Below are 18,902 nucleotides of genomic sequence, written 5' to 3' on the forward strand. Positions count from 1 at the left end.
CGCTGCCTATGTTTCCGTGTAATTTAGTAAAGCTCATTGAACGATGCGTCCAGCGCATCAATAAACTGCTCTGTGTTCGCTATTGAAAAAGGCAAAGGCGGACGTATTTTCAGCACATTGTTACGCGGCCCCGCCCCGCTGATCAACACTCCCTTATGACGCATGAGATTCACAATCTGCGCGGTTTGCTCGGTGGCGGGCGTCTTGTTTACTTTATCTTCTACCAACTCCACCCCAAGAAATAAGCCCGCTCCCCTCACATCCCCGATTAAAGCGTGTTTTTGCCCCAGCTCGTTCAGCGCAGCTTTCAAGGCACCTCCAACTAGGTGAGTATGCTGTAACAGCCCTTCGCTCTGAATCACATTCATCACCGCAAGGCCCACGGCACACGAAACCGGATTCCCCCCAAATGTATTGAAATAACGACACTCACGCCCAAACTGGTCGAACAAATCAGCTTTCCCTACCACCCCAGCCATAGGGTGACCATTACCCATCGGCTTTCCTAGGGTAACTAAGTCAGGCATGAGTCCATGCCGCTCAAAACCCCACATGTGGGTACCGGTGCGTGCAAAGCCCGCTTGGACCTCGTCGGCAATCAACAGACCGCCGGCGCCTTTTACGGCAGCGGCCGCTTGCACTAGCGCATCGGTGACATCAGAAAGAACCCCATCACTAGACAAAATCGAGTCAAACATAAAAGCTGCCACACCGATGCCGCGCTGAGCTAAACGTTCAATCGCTCCTTGAACTTCGAGAAGAAACAATTGGCAGGTTTCAACCCCATGGCGATACGGATCGGGCGCTGTCACTAATTCCACAAAATCAGGCTGGCTATAAGCGGCCCCTAGGGCAGGGGAGAGTTCAGCGGTAGACTGCGTGACTCCGTGATAAGCATGCCGGGTTACAATCACCCCCTTTGCTTTCGTCACACTACGCGCTACGCGCAACGCCAGATCGTTAGACTCACTGCCAGTACACGTAAACATAACTTGCGCCAACGGACTGGGAAACGTGGCCAACAAAGTTTCGGCGTACTCAAGCACGCTGTCGTGCAAATATCTAGTGTGTGTATTCAGGATGCTGGCCTGAGTACAAAGCGCGTGCACCACCTGTGGATGGCAATGGCCCACCACAGGCACATTGTTATACGCGTCTAAGTAAGCCTTGCCTTGGTCATCGTACAACCACACTCCTTGGCCCCTCACTAGGTGGAGAGGTTCATCATAAAATAGACGATACGCAGGCCCTAGCAATTGCCGACGCCGCTGTAATAAATTTTGATCCACCATTATGCCGGGCTCCTCATGACTGCGGCGTAGCACTTAGCTCTCAAATACTCTTGGAGCTCGGAGTGCGGGTAGGATTGCAAACACCGTAATCCAGCCCATGCCGCTTCGTTATTGCGCAAAATATAAGCTTTATTTTCCGGGTAGCGTGCCGCGCGCCATCCCGTTATCGCCACATTCATCACATACCGGGTGGCGATGAGGTCAACCAGTAGGCTGATCTCAGCCCACTCCAAGATACTGGCTGACTGATAGCCCTCCAGCATATCAGCGACGGGCTCAAGCGGATGCCCCTTAGAATCTAAAAGATAAGAAGAGGTAATTGCCACGTCGTTAATCAATGCCGTCCTTACCATATCGCCAAAATCTAAGATTCCTGCCACTTGAGTGACCTGCGTGGGATCAACTAATAAGTTATGCGGATTGAGATCGTTGTGGACGACTTGTGTACGCAGCAAAGGTAAAACGGGTTGAACATGGCGATCAAACCGGTCCAAAAAGTGCTCAGCAAGTACACGATTATCTTTATCCGGGATATGGACCAGTAACTCCCGTAGGTGTCCTGCGTGCTCTATATCCCATAAAATATGATGGCTAGCAGCCGAATGATGAAAATCTCTTAAGGCCAGTGACAAGCGCGCGGACAAATGACCGATGTTGAAACGCTGCTGCCGGCTTTTAGGCGCTTTATACAAAGGCTCACCCTCAAGATAAGACAACATTCTCACTACGGCTTGCTGCCCATTCAAAGGGATAAAGAAATTATCCTCTCCATCTAGCGTCTTAATCACACGAGGGACGGGCAAACTAGGGTCTAATGCAGCCACATGGTTTAGTGCCGCCGTCTGAAAAGCCGCTACCTCATGGCTTTCCGCCGTATTGGCTATCTTAAAAACAAAAGATTGCCCTTCGGCCGTGCGCACATGAAAGTTTTGATCACGTTCACTGGCCAAGCGCGTAGCCGTCACCCGCATCCCATAATGCTGTTGCACCAGTTGCACAGCAGTCTGGACGCTGCAATCGGGTGGAGACGTTTTTAAGGGCTCAATAATTCCGGATAGTGTTGTACAAGTCACGGATTACTCTCCGAAAATAAATAGCAGTTTCCCGCTAGACATGTTGCCCACCATTGATATGTATCTCTGCACCATTGACATACATCGCATTCGATGAACATAGAAAAAGGATGACGGCGGCCACTTCCTCGGGCGTACCCAAGCGCTGCAACGGGACGCTGTTTTTAATGATGTCGTCGGTGCCAGCAGACAAGATAGCCGTATCGATTTCACCCGGTGAGATCGCATTCACACGAATGCCATGAGGGCCGAACTCATGAGCCATTTCACGTGTCAAACCAAGCAAAGCCGCCTTGGAAGCTGCGTAAGCAGAGCCAGCAAACGGGTGGACCCGCCCCCCTGCAATAGAAGTAACGTTGATAATCGTTCCCCCTCCTGCCTTTAGCTGGTGGAACAGGCCACGGGCCATTAGCGCTGCACCAAACACATTGACGTTAAATACGCTTAACCATGTTTGATAGTCACTATCCAATACACCAATACGCCCTCCACCATTTTTTTTAGGGGAAATGCCGGCATTGTTCACTAAAGCATGGATCTTGCCCTCAGGCAGTAGCTTGCTCAGGTCTTTTAAGCCCTGCTCGATCGCATCGGTACTTCCCAGATCCAGCTGCAGATGATTCTCAGCGCCAGCACTCCAGGGACAATCATCCGTAAAAGCCTGGCGTGAAAGAGTGATCACACGCCAGCCAGCAGCACTAAAACGCTTAACAGTCGCGTGGCCAATCCCGCGACTTGCGCCGGTAAGCACCAAAGTTTTTGTTTCCACCGATTTCCCCGAAAAAGACAATCAATCGTTACGCGTTAGGGCTCTAAATTGAACCAACTAGTTTTCAGATCCGTATATTTGTCGAGAGCGTGCAAAGACTTGTCGCGTCCACTTCCCGATTGTTTTACGCCACCGAAAGGAACCGTAATGTCGCTATCAAAGAAACAGTTGACCCAAACTAGACCTGCTCTAAGTTTGCGCGACACTCGGTGCGCCCGCCCTAAATTCGAGGTCCATAATCCAGCGCCCAGTCCGTAAATGGAATCATTGGCGTAAGCAATGACTTGCTCTTCGGTATCAAAGCGGAGTACTGCCAGTACAGGGCCAAAAATCTCATCGCTGACAATGGATAGCGCCTCTGAATCACAGTCAAATACGGTGGGCTCAATGTAGTAGCCTCCTGTATCGACTCGGGTACGCTGGCCCCCTAAACGCAAGCGCGCTCCTTGGGCTTGACCACTCTCTATGTAGTCGAGCACTTTATTCATTTGCCGCTCATCCACAATAGCTCCCATTGTGGTTTCGGGGTCCAGCGGATCACCGGGCCGTATCGCCTGTATACACGCGCTTAGCTTTTCCATGAATTGTTCATAGATGCCGCTTTGAACGTATAGGCGCGAACCAGCAATACACACTTCGCCCTGATTAGAGGTGATGCCCACCGCTGCGGCCAAGGCCGCTTTATCCAAATCAGGACAATCATCAAATACGATATGGGGAGACTTGCCGCCGCACTCAAGCCAAACTCGCTTTAGGTTTGATTGACCGGAGTACTCCATGAAACGCTTCCCTGTGGCTGTCGACCCTGTAAAGGTCAAACAATCCACATCGGGGTGCAGTCCTAAAGCTTGACCCGCCTCAGGACCTGTTCCTGGAACCACATTAAAAACGCCGGGGGGAATGCCCGCCTCTTCCATAAGGCTCGCCAACTTCAGCACACTCAAGGGCGTCAGTTCAGACGGTTTGACTACGATGCAATTGCCTGCTACCAATGCAGGAGCAATTTTCCATGAGGCCATTAATAATGGATAGTTCCACGGGACAACCGCGGCAATAACCCCCAGTGGCTCGCGGGTCACCGTAGCTAAGGCATTCGCGCCTGTAGGGGCAATCTCGTCATAAATCTTATCTATGGCCTCGCCATACCACGCATATGTTTTGATCGCCTCGGGTAAATCAAACAATAAGCTCTCAGCAATAGGTTTGCCCACATTCAAGGTTTCAAGTAAGGCAAACTCTTCTTTATCACGCTCAATTAGCGCCGCCAAGGCCACTAAGCACTGTCCACGTTCCCGCGGACTTTTCCCAGACCACACTCCTGATTCAAAGGCTTGTCTTGCTGCTTGCACAGCCAAGTCTATGTCTTCTTTTTGGCAATCAGCCACGTGTGTGAGCACAGCGGCAGAGGCCGGGTTCATGATAGGTAAAACACGCCCTCCTAAGGCAGGTACAAACTTCCCATTCACGAAGGCTTGAGCCGGTAAGCTTAATTCAGCTGATTTTTGTTTCCAGTAGGCTGCATTGTGTAAAGTCATAACCATCCTTATCGAATAGAAGCTGGAAGAAAACCACGTAAAAAGGCGCGCAGACACCCCCCTATTTCATCAATCGCGTACCCACCTTCCTGCACAATCACTGTAGGCAGATTTAGCGCTTGAATACGCCGCCCCACTTCGTAAAAGCAATCAGTGTCGAGCTCAAGCACGCTTAACGGATCCTGTTTGTGTGCATCGAACCCCAAAGACAACACTAAAACCTCGGCACCAAATGTAGTCACTGCCTGGCCTGCCTGATCAAGCGCTGCTAAAAACTCAGCGTTGCCTGAGCCATGTGCTAAAGGCAGGTTCAGGTTGTAACCTTCACCCTCGCCAAAACCTATTTCGTCAGCGTAGCCAGTTTGATAGGGGTAATACTCCGTCGGATCGGCATGCATAGAAATGGTCAATACATCATCACGTCGATAGAAGATCTGCTGCGTGCCGTCTCCGTGATGAATGTCGACATCCAACGTAGCCACTTTGGAGAATTTTCCCCGCAGGTGTTGTGCCGCTACCGCGGCGTTATTGACATAGCAAAAGCCTGCTGCTCTGTCGCTATGCGCATGATGACCCGACGGTCTGCATAAAGCATATGCAGCACGGTTGCCCCCTAATACCGAGTCGCAGGCTGCCAGCGCGGTATGCGCCGAGCGCAATGCAGAGGTGTAGGTATGCGGCCCAATCGGACAGGCAAGGTCCCCCAAGTAAAATGCTGCTTGGCCTACTATGGATGTCGAGCGGCAGGGGCTACGCATCTGGTCTTCCTGACGTGCATTCAAGTAATAGCTAACGTTGGGTAATACCTCGGGCCCGGCCTGTGCGTGCGCGCTCCAGCGTGTGTAGGCATCGTGCAAAAATGCCAAGTAATGGGGAGCATGTACGGCCAATAAAGGGTCTAAGCCATAGTCTGCGGGTTCATGTACAGAAACTCCCACACTAGCCAGAGCATCAAGCAAGACCTCGGTACGACTGGGCAAGTCATTGCACTCCGCAATTCGTCCCATACGCATAAATTGAAGAGGGTCGTGCAACATCTGAGCGCGCGTAAAAAAAGCGTTCATTCCAGTCCTTTGATCAATTTTCTTTCCGCAAAGCAAACGCCGCTTCGCGTATTTGGCTCAGCGTCGTCTCTGGGCTAATGCCTTCTACGTCGTACTGAATTTCAATTAATGCGGGTAAATGATGACTGGCGGCAAAGGCCAGACTTCTATCAAAGGCACTAGCAAAATCTTCAGTACGGGTAACCGTTTCGCCATGCCCACCATAAGCACGAGCAATAGCGGCAAAATCAGGATTAGATAGCCCCAAACCAATCACGCGCCCTGGGAACTCTCGTTCTTGATGCATGCGTATCGTGCCCCAGGTACTGTTGTTAAACACTAAAACGACCATGCCCAGCTTTTGCTGTGCGGCGGTACCCAGCTCTTGCATCGTCATCTGAAAACATCCATCACCCGCATAACACACCACCACTTTCTCTGGCTGTTCAAGCTTGGCCGCGATAGCGGCTGGCAAACCGTACCCCATGGCACCCAAAATGGGCGACAACTGTGTCCCTGGCGCCGATATCTGAATATAACGATGAGGAAATAAGGCAAAATTACCTGCCCCTGCCGTTACACAAGAGTCGATCGGCAAGCGTTTGGCCACAATGCTGGCGGCCGTATTCAGATTCATAGGTCCCGGCATATCTAAAGGAACCAAACTATCCAAGTATTGTTGATTTGCCTGAACCACATGCTGCCCTCGCGCCGGCGCGGAAATCGGCTGCAAATTTTGGACTGCCTCTGCAAACCCATGAATGTCTGCCTGAATAGCTAAAGTCGGCCTATAGGTTCGACCCAATTCATCAGCATCTGGATAGATATGAATCAGCTGTTGCGTAGGCTGCGGGCTGACAAGCAAGGTATAGTCCACGGTTGTAGGCTGATTTAAGCGCGACCCCAATGCGATGATCAGATCGGCTTCTTTAATGCGTTGCTCTAATTCAGCGGTCAGCCCATAGCCTACGTGCCCTGCATAATTAGGGTGACGATTATCAAAACACTCCTGCCTACGCCAGCCCACCCCAACAGGGATTTGATATCGGCTGGCAAACGATTCAATAATCTGGCGTGTAGCGGGAGTCCAACCATTACCACCCAGCAACAGAAATGGCCGTTCAGACTGTTGCAGCAAACTTTGCATCTGCGCGAGTTCGGATGGCATGGGACTGGGGTGTGCTTTTTTGAAGGGCATGACATCAGCCACTGTCGCGCTACCCCATAAAACCTGTTCCGGCAAGACCAACACAACAGGCCCCGGTCTGCCCTGGGTGGCCACCGCAAAGGCCCGCGCCAGATACTCTGGCAATCGTTCTGTGCTGTCCACTTGAGCGACCCATTTACTCATGCAGGAAAACATACGCCGATAATCAATTTCTTGAAAAGCATCCCGGTCTTGCGTGCCCGCATCAACCTGTCCGACAAATAAAATCATCGGGGTGGAGTCCTGATACGCGGTGTGTACCCCGATGCTGGCATTAGTAGCCCCTGGCCCTCGCGTGACAAAGCAGATACCTGGCGTACCGGTCAGTTTGCCGTGCGCCTCGGCCATATAGGCAGCCCCACCCTCTTGCCGGCATGCAACCGCCTGAATCTCACCCTGATGGTCATACAAGGCATCGATACAGGGTAAGTAACTTTCCCCTGCCACCATAAAAATGCGCCGAACACCATAGTTGCGTAAGTGTTCTATTACTATTTGTCCGCCATTGCGAATGCGTAAATCTTTTGACATACAAGATACCTTTTCTAGGAGCTCAATGACTGACGTCATTGCGTAACATTTGGACTCGGGAACAATCCCACGCTTTACCCGGAACAGCATCAATGAGTTTCTGTGTGTAAGCATGTCGCGGGGCGTCAAAAATCTGCCCTGGCGAACCCTGCTCGACAATGACCCCGTGTTGCATCACCGCTAAACGATGACAAATTTGGGCCGCCACGCGTAAATCATGGGTAATAAATACAATGGTCAGATTTAACTTACGTTGTAATTCGGCTAACAGCTCCAGCACTTGCGCCTGAACGGAAACATCCAGAGCAGATACCGACTCATCTGCCACCAATAGCTCTGGCTCCATGGCTAACGCCCGCGCAATGCCGATACGCTGGCGTTGACCGCCAGAAAATTCATTCGGGTAGCGCTCAAACGCCTCAGTTCCTAAGCCCACCAACTCAAGCAATTCACGCGCTTTTTTTTCTGCTGTATGACGATCCACCCCATGCGTCATTGGGCCGTCCATAATCAGACGCCCCGTTTTATGCCTAGGGTTAAGGGAGGCAAACGGATCCTGAAAAATCATCTGTATCTTTTTTCGGTATGGACGTAACTCGTGGACATCCAAATCGGCAATATCTTGACCACAAAAGAGTAATTGCCCACTATCGATTCTGAGCAAACGCACCAGACATTTCCCCAACGTCGACTTACCCGACCCTGACTCACCAACAATGCCAAAAGTCTCTCCTGGATAGACCTCAAAACTGACGTCATTGACTGCTTTGAAGAGACGTTTCTTGCCGAATAAACCACGGGAAAGAACATAGTCTTTCTTTATATTTTTGACCTCAATCAGAGGCTGAGTCATATTGCCGTCCCACTGCCCTGCTCGCAAATGGGGCACGGATGCAATCAATCTCTGGGTATATGGGTGCGTCGGCGCATTCAACACCTGTTCGGCAGTGCCCTGCTCTACCAGTACTCCCTTTTCCATCACCGCCACACGATCTGCAATTTCTGCAACCACGCCAAAGTCATGCGTAATAAAGATCACACCCATTCCCATGGATTGTTGAATGCTTTTGATTAAAGCCAGTATTTGGGCCTGAGTCGTCACATCCAATGCGGTGGTGGGCTCGTCCGCAATCAATATTTCCGGCTCAAGAGCCAACGCCATGGCAATCATGACGCGCTGACGTTGACCACCTGACAAACGGAAGGGATAACTAAGCCTTAAGCGTTCGGGTTCAGGCAAGCCTACCAAAGTCAGGAGCTCTAACACGCGCGTTTGTCGAGCCTTATCACTGTGCACCCCATGAACCTCAAGCACCTCTGCAATCTGCTCGCCCACACGCATGATGGGATTGAGCGCCGACATGGGCTCTTGAAAAATCATGCCAATTTCTTTCCCCCGCCACGCTAAACGCTGCTCCTCTTTTTGCTTCAGTAGGTCAACTCCTTTAAAGAGAATTTGCCCTGACTGAGGCTTCATGATTTCAGGCAGCAAGCCCATAATGGCATTCGCGCTAACCGATTTGCCAGAGCCCGATTCGCCGACGATGCACAGAATCTCTCCTCGCTGTACGCGAAAAGAAACATCTTTAACTGCGTAGGGACGATCACCGCCATTTTGTAAAGCCACTCTCAAATGGCTTACCTCTAAAAGCACTTCTTCACGCATTACGCCGCCCCCTTTTTACGCAGTTGAGGATTCAGGGCGTCATTCAGTCCTTCACCGATCAAGTTAATGGAAAGAACGCAGAATAAAATAGCCAACCCGGGCATAACACTCATCCAAGGCGCTTCCCGCAACATGGTGCGCGCCGCCCCGATCATGTAGCCCCAACTCATCAGGTTACGATCACCCAGACCCAGAAAAGACAATGCTGCCTCTGTCAGTAAGGCCGAGGCCACCATCAACGAGGCCATAACAATGATGGGCGACAAAGCATTAGGTAAAATCTGATTAAAAATAATTTGACTCGGCTTTTGCCCTAAACCAATCGCCGCATGTACAAACTCGCGCTGCTTCAACGACATGAACTCACTTCGTACGAGACGAGCAACAGGAGGCCAAGAAACCAACACGATGGCACCGATGATGGAATAAATAGACGGTGTAAAGATCGCCACCACAACAATTGCCATGGCTAACTGCGGTATGGTTTGAAAAAATTCTGTCATTCGCATCAGCAAATCGTCTAACCATCCTCCGTAATAGCCTGCTATCGCCCCAACAAAAATGCCGAAAAATACTGCTACTAGCGTTGAGGCAACACTGATCATCAAAGAGACTCGCGCACCGTAGGCCAAGCCCGCGCCGATGTTACGACCCAACATATCAGTGCCAAAAAAGTACTCGGGATTCTGGAAAGGGGGAATTAGGGGCGTCGCCACCATCATCCACGGCGACTCTTCATACCAAAGCGACGCAAAAATGGCGACCACAATAATGACGGCGAAAATTACCGAACCTAATAAAGTGCCTTTATTAGAAAAAAAACGCTGGAAAAATAACTTCATGTCAGGCCCCCAATTCGATTCGCGGATCAATGAGCTGATAAACCAGATCCGTAAGGAGGTTAAACAACACCACCATGACCGAGGTCATCAAAAATACACCTAGCAACAGTTGATAATCACGTTGCATCAAGGCATCAAACATCAAGCGACCTATCCCTGGCCAGCTAAAGACGGTCTCTGTCAGTACGGCTCCACCTGCCATCTGACCAAGCTGGATGCCAGCAAAAGTCACTACCGGCAGCAAAGCATTGCGCAACACGTGCCGACGTATAATCAACCCGCTAGGTACGCCTTTGGCCCGAGCTGTTTTGACAAAATCCATCCCGATAACCTCGAGCATTGAGGCGCGGGTCAATCTGGCATAGACCGCCATAAAAAAACATCCGAGTGTGACTGTGGGCAAAACGAGATGAGTCGCGATATCCCAAACCCGGGCAAGCCCCGTCAGGTTGGCTCCTATACTTTCCATGCCAAAGGCAGGTAACCATCCGAGCACCACTGAAAATAGAACAATCGCCAGCAAGGCCAGCCAAAACAAAGGTGCCGCATAGATCACTAAGGCACAAATCATGATCAGACTATCCAGCCATTTTCGCTTTCCGGAAAAACGGCTCTTTGCTGCTAGCACACCTAAAGTCACCCCGGTAATAATCGAAAAGACAAAGGCACAAGTCATCAGCAACAAAGTAGCGGGTAAACGGTCAAGGATCAGATCTAGTACCGGTAGGCCATTGCGATAGGAGTACCCAAAATCCAAGTGGAATATTCCCTGTATGTAAATCCACAACTGCAGCAAAATAGGCTTATCAAGGCCAAACTGTCGCCGCAGCTCCTCGATATATTGAGGATCTGTGGCTCCTGCCTCTCCAGCCATCACGGCAGCAGGGTCGCCAGGAGCCAGATGTATCAATAGAAAATTGACCACCACAACCCCCAGAACCACTAGCAATGCCTTACCAATACGCGCCATCAAGAAAGATAAAAGTTTCACTTCATACATCCTTGGAATATTTGCACTAACCCCCCGACAGCCCACGCCGGGGGCTCAGGCTTAAACTCCTGATTTCCAGTCATCAATGGGTAATGGGCTTACTTCTGGATAAACACGTTATCAAATGAATCGCTGACGCCAACGGCGCTATTGATCAAGTTTTTAACGCTAGAGTGATAAATGGTGGGGTTCTCAATCTCAAAGAGGTAACCATTGGCCACGTCTTCAACCAAAAGCTTTTGGGCTTCAGAATAGTATTTTTGCCGCTCAGCCAAATCCACTGCTTGGTCTCCCGCCGTCATGAGTTCGTCTGCTTTCGGATTCACGTAGTTCTGCACGTTGGCGGTATGAGTGCCCTTCACAATATTGCTGGACAAGTACAGTCGGGAAACGCCCAAACCAGGGTCACCGTATTGAAAGGCATAATTAAAGCTCAGGTCATAATCCCAGTTTGAGATTCGAGTGAACCAACTACCTGCATCAGAAACCGGCTCGGTAGTAATCTGAAAACCAATTTGCTCAAGACTTTGCTTGGTATATTCCGCTATCCGATCCCAACTAGTACCATAAGGTATAGGCAGCATTTTCACCGGCGTTTTTGACAGATCAACCCCTGACTCTTTAATCAGTTCTTTGGCCTTCTTGATGCTGTAGTCATAAGTGGGCACATCAGGGTCATAAAGTAGAGTCGTCGAAGCAATCGGCCCTGTCGCTACTTTCCCCAGTCCAAACAAGATATTATCGACAATAAACTGCCGATTGATGGCGTGCATGACAGCTTGGCGCACTAGTACATTATCGAAAGGTGGCTTGCGCATATTCATGATCATATACGCATGGGGGGAGTACATTTCCCAACCTTTTAGCGAGTACTCGGTATCCGGCAAAGCTCGCAAACGCTTCACATCCACGTTATCCACATCGCCGCCCCGCAACACGTGGACATCGCCTTTCTCGAAGGCTACAGCGCGTGACGCGGCATCAGGGACTACCCTGAAGATCACTTCATCCAGATAAGGCTGGCCCGGTTTCCAATAATCCGGATTGCGCACTAACTTAATGTAAGAGCCTCTTTTCCACTCATCGAATTTAAATGGTCCAGTACCGACTGGCGTCAGATTGGCTGGATTAGTTTTGTAATCTGTGCCCTCATACAAATGCTTAGGAACAATCGGAATCGACCCCGCCTCGAAAGCATAAATAAAAGGTGCAAAAGGAGACTTCAAAGTAAACTCAACCGTAGATTCGTCTGTTGCAACGATCTTGTCTATATACTTGTTAATTAGTGTACGGATACGCGGCTGTGTCTCACGCAACAATTTATCGACGGTGAATACCACATCTTCTGCCGAGAAAGGGTGCCCATCATGCCACTTAACCCCCTCTTGCAAAGTAAAGGTATACACCAACCCATCATCTGAAATTGTCCATGACTTTGCCAGACTGGGCTGAGGAGTTAAATCGGCGCTATACGTTAATAAGCCTTGATAAATTTTTGCTGCTACATATAGCGTGGGGCCTTGCTGGTTAATCCCTGACATCAATAAAGGGGGTTCGGGCTGAACGACGGCCACTAAAGTCCCCCCTTGTGTCTGAGACCAAGCGACGCCTTGCGTCAACACACCTCCCACCAGCACTGTGGCCATACAGGCAGCGCGAGCGAACGGCATAATAGATATCAATTTCATGCATGTCTCCAGGAATTCTGTTTTTATATGATGTGCACTACTCACAAATTATTATGAGCACTTCGGTCGCAATATATACACGTTCCTAGAGAATGCCACCGTACAATATTCTGCTATTCTGTCGTTTTGAAGAATTAATTGCTGAATGCTTAATTGACCCGCTAGACACGCAAAAAGATACCGCGCTTACAGCGACAAAGAAGGTCCAAGAGGGTAAGGGTAGACGGTTTCAACCGCTGCGTGGAGAACGCATCGAACATAGGCTTGAAAAAGAAAAAAGCCCTTGAATCATCAAGGGCTTCAATCTAGTGCTGGCGGAGACGGAGGGATTCGAACCCTCGATACGGGTATAAGCCATATGCTCCCTTAGCAGGGGAGTACCTTCAACCTCTCGGCCACGTCTCCAGCTCTAAAGAAGACGTAACTATAGCATAATTCTTTTATAGAATGCCAGCTTTTTATAGTCTCTTATTTTTCCTGATCTAATTCAAAGGTTTTATGCAAAGCACGTACTGCTAGCTCCATGTACTTATCGTCAATAATGACCGAGGTTTTAATCTCGCTGGTGCTAATCATCTGGATATTGATACCTTCTTGCGACAAGGTGCGAAACATCGCGCTGGCCACCCCAGCATGACTGCGCATACCAATTCCGACGATAGAGACTTTACAAACGGTGTCGTCATACACAATTTCACCAGCTCCTACCGCAGGCCCTACCTGAGTACTCAAGAGATCGTGGGTGCGCAAAGCATCGTTACGATTTACGGTGAAGGAAAAGTCGGTCATTCCTTGCACGGAAACGTTCTGTAAAATCATGTCTACATCGATATTGGCCGCAGCAATCGGGCCCAGAATAGAATACGCAACACCGGGGGTATCGGGTACAGCACGTAAGGTAAACTTGGCTTCATCGCGACTAAAAGCGATGCCTGATACGACGGCAGCTTCCATTTTTTGGTCTTCCTCGAAAGTAATCAGTGTGCCCGAAGCCATTTCCTCTTCGAGCGGAATCAAAGGGTCTGTTAGCGAAGACAAAACTCGCACGGGAACCTGATATTTACCAGCGAACTCTACCGAGCGAATTTGAAGGACTTTGGAGCCCAACGATGCCATTTCCAGCATCTCTTCAAACGACACAACTTTCATGCGGCGAGCCGCAGGCACAACACGCGGATCGGTGGTGTACACCCCGTCCACATCAGTAAAGATTAAACATTCCGATGCCTGCAAGGCGGCGGCAACCGCTACCGCTGAGGTGTCAGAACCGCCCCGCCCCAGTGTCGTAATGTTGCCATCCTCATCCACGCCTTGGAAGCCCGTTACGATGACTACACGGCCAGCGTCCAAGTCTTCACGGATACGCGTACCCTCGATAGCACGAATACGAGCGCGCGTATAAGAATTATCAGTGCGCACTGGAACTTGCCAGCCAGCATAACTACGAGCGGGAACGCCTTGAGCAATGAGAGCCATTGCCAATAAGGCACTACTGGCTTGCTCGCCAGTTGCGGCAAGCATATCTTGCTCGCGTGGATCGGGTTGCGCACTAAGCTCTTTGGCCAAACCGAGCAATCGATTCGTCTCGCCGGACATGGCTGAAGGCACGACAATAACTTGATGACCAGCTGCGTGCCACTTCGCCACTCGACGAGCTACATTTTGAATGCGCTCGACCGAACCCATAGACGTGCCGCCATACTTTTGAACAATAAGGGACATCTTTAACTCTGCTTCAAATGGCTGTGTCTAAAAACACGGAAAAACACTCTATTCTAACGGGTTTCCGCCACGCTAACGCTTGCAATGTTACAGAATTACCAAAAAGCGATCCCTAAAGCCTTTTTTTGGCAACATAACAGCTAGAGTTAACGCGTTTGCTATCTAACTGGATGACGCTTGGGCTGTTTGTAAAAAAACTCGTCCGCGGCGGCACATAATGGATACATCACCATGCTTCACATTAAGATGCCTGTCGTGCCCTAAGGCATGCAAACCACGCAGTTGCCGCATGAGATCTCGCAGCCTTGCTTCAGTAGGCATAGCCAAGCCTTGGCGTTGCAACCAATAGCGCAATACCAATGCCTGCCGTTCGTGACTCAATAACCGCCAGGCTGCCAAACTAAATCCGTCTTGTTCATCAGGCTCGAGCCCCTTCCAATCTTGGGCAGCAACCTCTTGTAAGATTCGACTGTGCTCTTGGCTAAGACGAGCTTGACGTGCCAAGACCCCTTGCCAACCAGGCCAACGCTCGTCCAGAATGGGGGTTAAGCGATCGCGTACCGCGCCACGGGTATAATCTGGATTGATATTGGTTGGATCCTGAACTGCTAACCAGCCAGTGCAGCGGGCAAAATCATCGGCCGCCTGTAGAATGTGATGTCGAGCAACGCTAAGCCATGGGCGCCAAAACGTAAGGCCTTGGCGCTGCACAACCGTTTGCATGGCCCCTAATCCGTCTGGCCCAGCGCCACGCAGTAAGCGCATCAGCACGGTCTCCGCTTGATCGTCTTGATGATGAGCTAACAATACAGTGGAAATCTGGCACTGCTGCGCCAAGGTAGCCAAGCCTGCATAGCGTGCCTGCCGAGCGGCTGACTCCATGCCATCTGCACGAAAACGCGTGCTATCCACGTGAACACGCAAACTATGGCATGGGCGCCTCAAATGCTGAGCCAACGCATGCACATGCTGCTGCCACCCGTCCGCAGCACCTTGCAAGCCATGATGTATGTGAAAATAGTGCAGCCCTACACCATGTTGCTGTGCCCAGGTATGCGCATGCACAGCCAACATGGCGGAGTCCGCTCCACCACTTAACGCTACCGCCAGCTTACGGTCTTGCTCCAGCGCCTGCTTCAACCAGGGTTGCAACGACTGGCTTAATGCCCGTAACAAAACGGGATCAGCTTGCCACTGCCCCGATTGTGCTACGTGCTGCAACTCAAGAACGAACTTCCTGGACACGGCCATATGCCATAAGACGCTCCATGCGCTGCTGCAAGAGCTCTTCTGTGGACAACCCTGTCAGTTGACGTAATGCATCCGCTAAAGCTCGACTTAACTGTCTTGCCATCATGGTGGGATCGCGGTGCGCTCCACCCACTGGCTCGTTGATCACTCGGTCAATTAAACCTAGATCTTTTAACTTGGGGGCGGTAATGGCTAATGCCTCCGCAGCGGTAGAGGCTTTTTCAGCACTACGCCACAAAATGGAGGCGCACCCTTCGGGGGAAATCACCGCATAGGTAGAATACTGCAGCATGGACACCACATCACCCACGGCAATGGCTAAAGCCCCTCCTGAACCGCCCTCACCAATAATGGTGGCAATAATAGGCACACGCAGCTTAGCCATGGCATACAAATTATGTCCAATCGCCTCGGACTGGCCACGTTCTTCAGCACCGATACCAGGATAAGCGCCTGGGGTATCAATAAACGTGAACACCGGTATACCGAATTTTTCCGCCAAGCGCATTAAACGCAAGGCTTTACGGTAGCCCTCAGGGCGCGGCATACCGAAATTACGTCGAGCACGCTCTTTCGTGTCACGGCCTTTTTGGTGCCCAATAACCATGCAAGGCGTACCATTAAACCGTGCCAACCCACCCACAATAGCTGGATCATCACCATACATTCTGTCCCCATGTAACTCATGGAAATCAGAAAAAATTTCACGTATGTAATCCAATGTGTAGGGGCGTTGCGGATGGCGTGCCACTAAAGCGGTTTGCCAAGGTGTTAACTTGGCATAAATGTTTTTCGCTAGCGTCTGACTTTTTTGTTGCAAACGACTCAGCTCATCTGAAATATCGACAGCGGAATCAGACTGCACATAGCGTAGCTCTTCAATTTTGCCTTCAAGCTCAGCCAGTGGCTGCTCAAACTCCAGGAATGTATTTCGCATTATTAAGTCTTCAAGTTAATAGACTAACTCAGTATCGTACCGCAACTGTGTCCAGACTGCGCCATAAATGCCAAGTTGCCACAGTGCACCATGGAGCCCACGCTTGTGCAACTTCACGTGCCTCAAAACGGGAGACAGGCTCACCACTGAAATAATGTTGAGAAATGGCCCTTAATAAACCAGCATCGTCTAATGGCAAAACATTAGGTCGATGAAGATTAAAAATAAGAAACATCTCTGCCGTCCATCGCCCGACCCCACGAATGGCACACAACTCAGCTACTACAGCTTCATCAGTCATGTCGCCCCAAGTATCGGGCATGATTTTACGCTCGTTAAAATGTAGCGCCAAATCACGAATATACTCAACTTTACGCTTCGGCAAACCCAAAGATCGTAACGTTGCTTCATCCTGCTGCAATAACGTTTGCGGGTTAATTTCTGCACCGCATTGTTCCACCAAGCGCAACCATAGCGTATCGGCTGTGCGCAGGGCCACCTGCTGTCCGACAATAGAACGCGCCAAGGTAATAAAAGGTGAGGCCGTATGCTGCAAAGCTTCCTCGCCGTACTGTGGGATCAGCTTACGCAAAATACGGTCGCGCTTCACTAAATGGCGCACCGCCTCGTCCCAATACTGAGGTTTCGTGCTAGCGTGACCGCCACTATGCTGCAAAGAACCGGCTATGCCCTGCGCCATTGTGTAGCACCTCCAGGACGATCTTCCAGTTCGATTCCCTTAGCTTTAAGCTCGTCGCGTATCGCATCGGCGCGGGCAAAGTTGCGCTCTAGCTTCGCTTGAGTACGTTCAGCCACTAGGCTCTCAATATGATCAGGGTTCAGTGACTCGTCTGGACTCTGGGTTTGCTGCAAATAACGACTACTCGTTTGCCAATACAGTTGAGGATCTACCTGCAAAAGCCCTAACACAGCACCTAAAGAGCGCATCAAACCGCTCACTTGGCCTGACTTAGTGCGGTTAGCTTCGGTAGCCAGCTCAAATAGTACCGCCACCGCACCCGCTGTATTGAAGTCATCGTTCATCGCTTGTGCAAAAGCCTGCGCTGCCTCATGCTGCCAATCGACCACAACGGGTTCAGCAGGCACATTCGCTAAAGCTTGGTATAGGCGATCCAGCGCGTGTTGCGCATCCAGCAAATTATCTGGCGCGTAGTTTTGCATGCTGCGATAGTGGTTGCGCACAATAAAGAACCGCACCATTTCTGCTTCACGCGGATTCGCTGTGTAACTACTGTGGTCGTCGTGCAAATCGGACTCAGCCGCCAACGTGTCGCGGATTCGACGAAAATTACCCAACGATTTGGACATTTTTTCGGAATCTACCATTAAGGAGCCGCAATGCATCCACACCGACGCTAGCTCACCACCAAAAGCCCCTTCCGTTTGAGCAATTTCGTTTTCATGGTGGGGAAACTTCAGATCAGGGCCACCACCATGGATATCCAACGGTAAGCCTAAGAGCTCTTTACTCATCGCAGAGCACTCAATATGCCAGCCCGGACGCCCAGTGCCGTAAGGTGACTCCCACTTAGACTCAGCAGGCTCTTCGGGCTTGGCAGATTTCCACAGCACAAAATCTAAAGGGTCACGTTTAGCGGTATTAAGCGCTACGCGCTCACCTGCTCGTAACTCATCCAACGAACGACCCGACAGTTTTCCATAATCAGGGAAAGATCGGACAGCGTAGTTCACGTCGCCATCCTCGGACTGATAGGCCAAGCCATTCTCTTGCAACTTGGCAATAATCCCTAACATCGCTGGTACGTGTTCAGTCGCACGTGGTTCGTAATCGGGACTTTGCACCCCTAAAGCACGCTCATCCGCATGCATGGCATCAATATAAAAGCTCGTTACCTCGCGCATGAGCTGATTGCGCTCTACGGCTCTACGTATAATCTTGTCATCAATATCAGTAATATTGCGTACGTACTTGACGTCATACCCTTGCACCCGCAACCAACGCTGCACCACATCGAAACTAACCAACATGCGCGCATGGCCCAGATGGCAGAAATCGTACACTGTCATTCCACAGACATACATGCGCACACGATTCGGCTCAACGGGTTGGAAAACTTCTTTGGAGCGAGTGAGGGAGTTATAAATACGCAACATTGGCTGTAATCGTTTTAAAATGGTGTATGAAGCGATCGCATGCTACTTTACTTGCAAGCTAGCTGACCTTGCCGTTCGTGAGCGTACTAATTTAACTATCCGCCCACTACCATATTCGCTCCTGATAATACGCAGGTTAGAATGATGGTCGATTAGTATAGCAAGCCGCCCGACTAAATGGACAGCAACAGATCAACCCGTCTGGCAATCAACCAAACA

15 protein-coding genes and 1 tRNA gene are annotated in these 18,902 nt (G+C 50.4%); all 16 read right to left on the reverse strand.

The window, feature by feature from the left end; genetic code table 11:
• Positions 1-23 precede the first annotated feature (23 nt).
• Entirely contained in the window at positions 24-1,292 is a 1,269-nt protein-coding gene (locus OSH01_RS09135) for an aminotransferase class III-fold pyridoxal phosphate-dependent enzyme (RefSeq protein WP_266123787.1), read from the reverse strand.
• Complete coding sequence (locus OSH01_RS09140; protein ID WP_266123788.1) at positions 1,292-2,365, reverse strand: phosphotransferase; 1,074 nt, start codon at positions 2,363-2,365, stop codon at positions 1,292-1,294. The genes OSH01_RS09135 and OSH01_RS09140 overlap by 1 nt, the downstream gene beginning before the upstream one ends.
• 34 nt (positions 2,366-2,399) lie before the next feature.
• A complete protein-coding gene (locus OSH01_RS09145; RefSeq protein ID WP_266123789.1) occupies positions 2,400-3,134 on the reverse strand; it encodes an SDR family NAD(P)-dependent oxidoreductase in 735 nt (244 codons plus the stop codon).
• Between the two features lie 35 nt (positions 3,135-3,169).
• Entirely contained in the window at positions 3,170-4,669 is a 1,500-nt protein-coding gene (locus OSH01_RS09150; RefSeq protein ID WP_266123790.1) for an aldehyde dehydrogenase, read from the reverse strand.
• A gap of 8 nt (positions 4,670-4,677) precedes the next feature.
• Complete coding sequence (locus OSH01_RS09155; protein ID WP_266123791.1) at positions 4,678-5,733, reverse strand: histone deacetylase family protein; 1,056 nt, start codon at positions 5,731-5,733, stop codon at positions 4,678-4,680.
• 13 nt (positions 5,734-5,746) lie between these two features.
• Complete coding sequence (locus OSH01_RS09160) at positions 5,747-7,450, reverse strand: thiamine pyrophosphate-binding protein (RefSeq protein WP_266123792.1); 1,704 nt, start codon at positions 7,448-7,450, stop codon at positions 5,747-5,749.
• Between the two features lie 22 nt (positions 7,451-7,472).
• On the reverse strand, positions 7,473-9,116 hold the full coding sequence (locus OSH01_RS09165) for an ABC transporter ATP-binding protein (RefSeq protein ID WP_266123793.1): 1,644 nt from the start codon (positions 9,114-9,116) through the stop codon (positions 7,473-7,475).
• A complete protein-coding gene (locus OSH01_RS09170) occupies positions 9,116-9,958 on the reverse strand; it encodes an ABC transporter permease (RefSeq protein ID WP_266123794.1) in 843 nt (280 codons plus the stop codon). Before OSH01_RS09170 ends, OSH01_RS09165 begins: the two co-directional genes overlap by 1 nt.
• Before the next feature lies 1 nt (position 9,959).
• Entirely contained in the window at positions 9,960-10,958 is a 999-nt protein-coding gene (locus OSH01_RS09175) for an ABC transporter permease (RefSeq protein WP_266123795.1), read from the reverse strand.
• Between the two features lie 89 nt (positions 10,959-11,047).
• Positions 11,048-12,637 carry an ABC transporter substrate-binding protein gene (locus OSH01_RS09180; RefSeq protein WP_376918073.1) on the reverse strand — a complete coding sequence of 530 codons (1,590 nt, stop codon included), beginning with the start codon at positions 12,635-12,637 and terminating at the stop codon, positions 11,048-11,050.
• Positions 12,638-12,949: 312 nt separating this feature from the next.
• Positions 12,950-13,042 (reverse strand) — tRNA-Ser (locus OSH01_RS09185).
• A 63-nt stretch (positions 13,043-13,105) separates the two neighbouring features.
• Positions 13,106-14,359, reverse strand: a complete 1,254-nt coding sequence (locus OSH01_RS09190) for an aspartate kinase (protein WP_266123796.1) — start codon at positions 14,357-14,359, stop codon at positions 13,106-13,108.
• Positions 14,360-14,521: 162 nt separating this feature from the next.
• A complete protein-coding gene (gene tilS / locus OSH01_RS09195) occupies positions 14,522-15,610 on the reverse strand; it encodes a tRNA lysidine(34) synthetase TilS (protein WP_266123797.1) in 1,089 nt (362 codons plus the stop codon).
• Positions 15,582-16,547 carry an acetyl-CoA carboxylase carboxyltransferase subunit alpha gene (locus OSH01_RS09200; protein WP_266123798.1) on the reverse strand — a complete coding sequence of 322 codons (966 nt, stop codon included), beginning with the start codon at positions 16,545-16,547 and terminating at the stop codon, positions 15,582-15,584. The genes tilS and OSH01_RS09200 overlap by 29 nt, the downstream gene beginning before the upstream one ends.
• Before the next feature lie 28 nt (positions 16,548-16,575).
• Positions 16,576-17,247, reverse strand: a complete 672-nt coding sequence (locus OSH01_RS09205; protein WP_266123799.1) for a DNA-3-methyladenine glycosylase family protein — start codon at positions 17,245-17,247, stop codon at positions 16,576-16,578.
• The gene (gene cysS / locus OSH01_RS09210; RefSeq protein ID WP_266123800.1) at positions 17,232-18,683 is read right to left on the reverse strand and encodes a cysteine--tRNA ligase; all 1,452 of its coding nucleotides are present in this window, start codon (positions 18,681-18,683) and stop codon (positions 17,232-17,234) included. The genes OSH01_RS09205 and cysS overlap by 16 nt, the downstream gene beginning before the upstream one ends.
• Positions 18,684-18,902: the final 219 nt, after the last annotated feature.

Origin of the sequence: Alcaligenes endophyticus (assembly GCF_026344035.1) — a bacterium.
GTDB classification, from domain to species: Bacteria; Pseudomonadota; Gammaproteobacteria; order Burkholderiales; family Burkholderiaceae_B; genus Alcaligenes; species Alcaligenes endophyticus.

Bases quoted from the DNA above. Each gene is read 5' to 3' on its own strand.
- OSH01_RS09165 (WP_266123793.1), bottom strand. From the start codon at position 9,116: ATGCGTGAAGAAGTGCTTTTAGAGGTAAGCCATTTGAGAGTGGCTTTA.
- tilS (WP_266123797.1), bottom strand. From the start codon at position 15,610: ATGGCCGTGTCCAGGAAGTTCGTTCTTGAGTTGCAGCACGTAGCACAA.
- cysS (WP_266123800.1), bottom strand. From the start codon at position 18,683: ATGTTGCGTATTTATAACTCCCTCACTCGCTCCAAAGAAGTTTTCCAA.
- OSH01_RS09175 (WP_266123795.1), bottom strand. From the start codon at position 10,958: ATGTATGAAGTGAAACTTTTATCTTTCTTGATGGCGCGTATTGGTAAG.
- OSH01_RS09155 (WP_266123791.1), bottom strand. From the start codon at position 5,733: ATGAACGCTTTTTTTACGCGCGCTCAGATGTTGCACGACCCTCTTCAA.
- OSH01_RS09170 (WP_266123794.1), bottom strand. From the start codon at position 9,958: ATGAAGTTATTTTTCCAGCGTTTTTTTTCTAATAAAGGCACTTTATTA.
- OSH01_RS09160 (WP_266123792.1), bottom strand. From the start codon at position 7,450: ATGTCAAAAGATTTACGCATTCGCAATGGCGGACAAATAGTAATAGAA.
- OSH01_RS09180 (WP_376918073.1), bottom strand. From the start codon at position 12,637: ATGAAATTGATATCTATTATGCCGTTCGCTCGCGCTGCCTGTATGGCC.
- OSH01_RS09190 (WP_266123796.1), bottom strand. From the start codon at position 14,359: ATGTCCCTTATTGTTCAAAAGTATGGCGGCACGTCTATGGGTTCGGTC.
- OSH01_RS09205 (WP_266123799.1), bottom strand. From the start codon at position 17,247: ATGGCGCAGGGCATAGCCGGTTCTTTGCAGCATAGTGGCGGTCACGCT.
- OSH01_RS09135 (WP_266123787.1), bottom strand. From the start codon at position 1,292: ATGGTGGATCAAAATTTATTACAGCGGCGTCGGCAATTGCTAGGGCCT.
- OSH01_RS09200 (WP_266123798.1), bottom strand. From the start codon at position 16,547: ATGCGAAATACATTCCTGGAGTTTGAGCAGCCACTGGCTGAGCTTGAA.
- OSH01_RS09150 (WP_266123790.1), bottom strand. From the start codon at position 4,669: ATGACTTTACACAATGCAGCCTACTGGAAACAAAAATCAGCTGAATTA.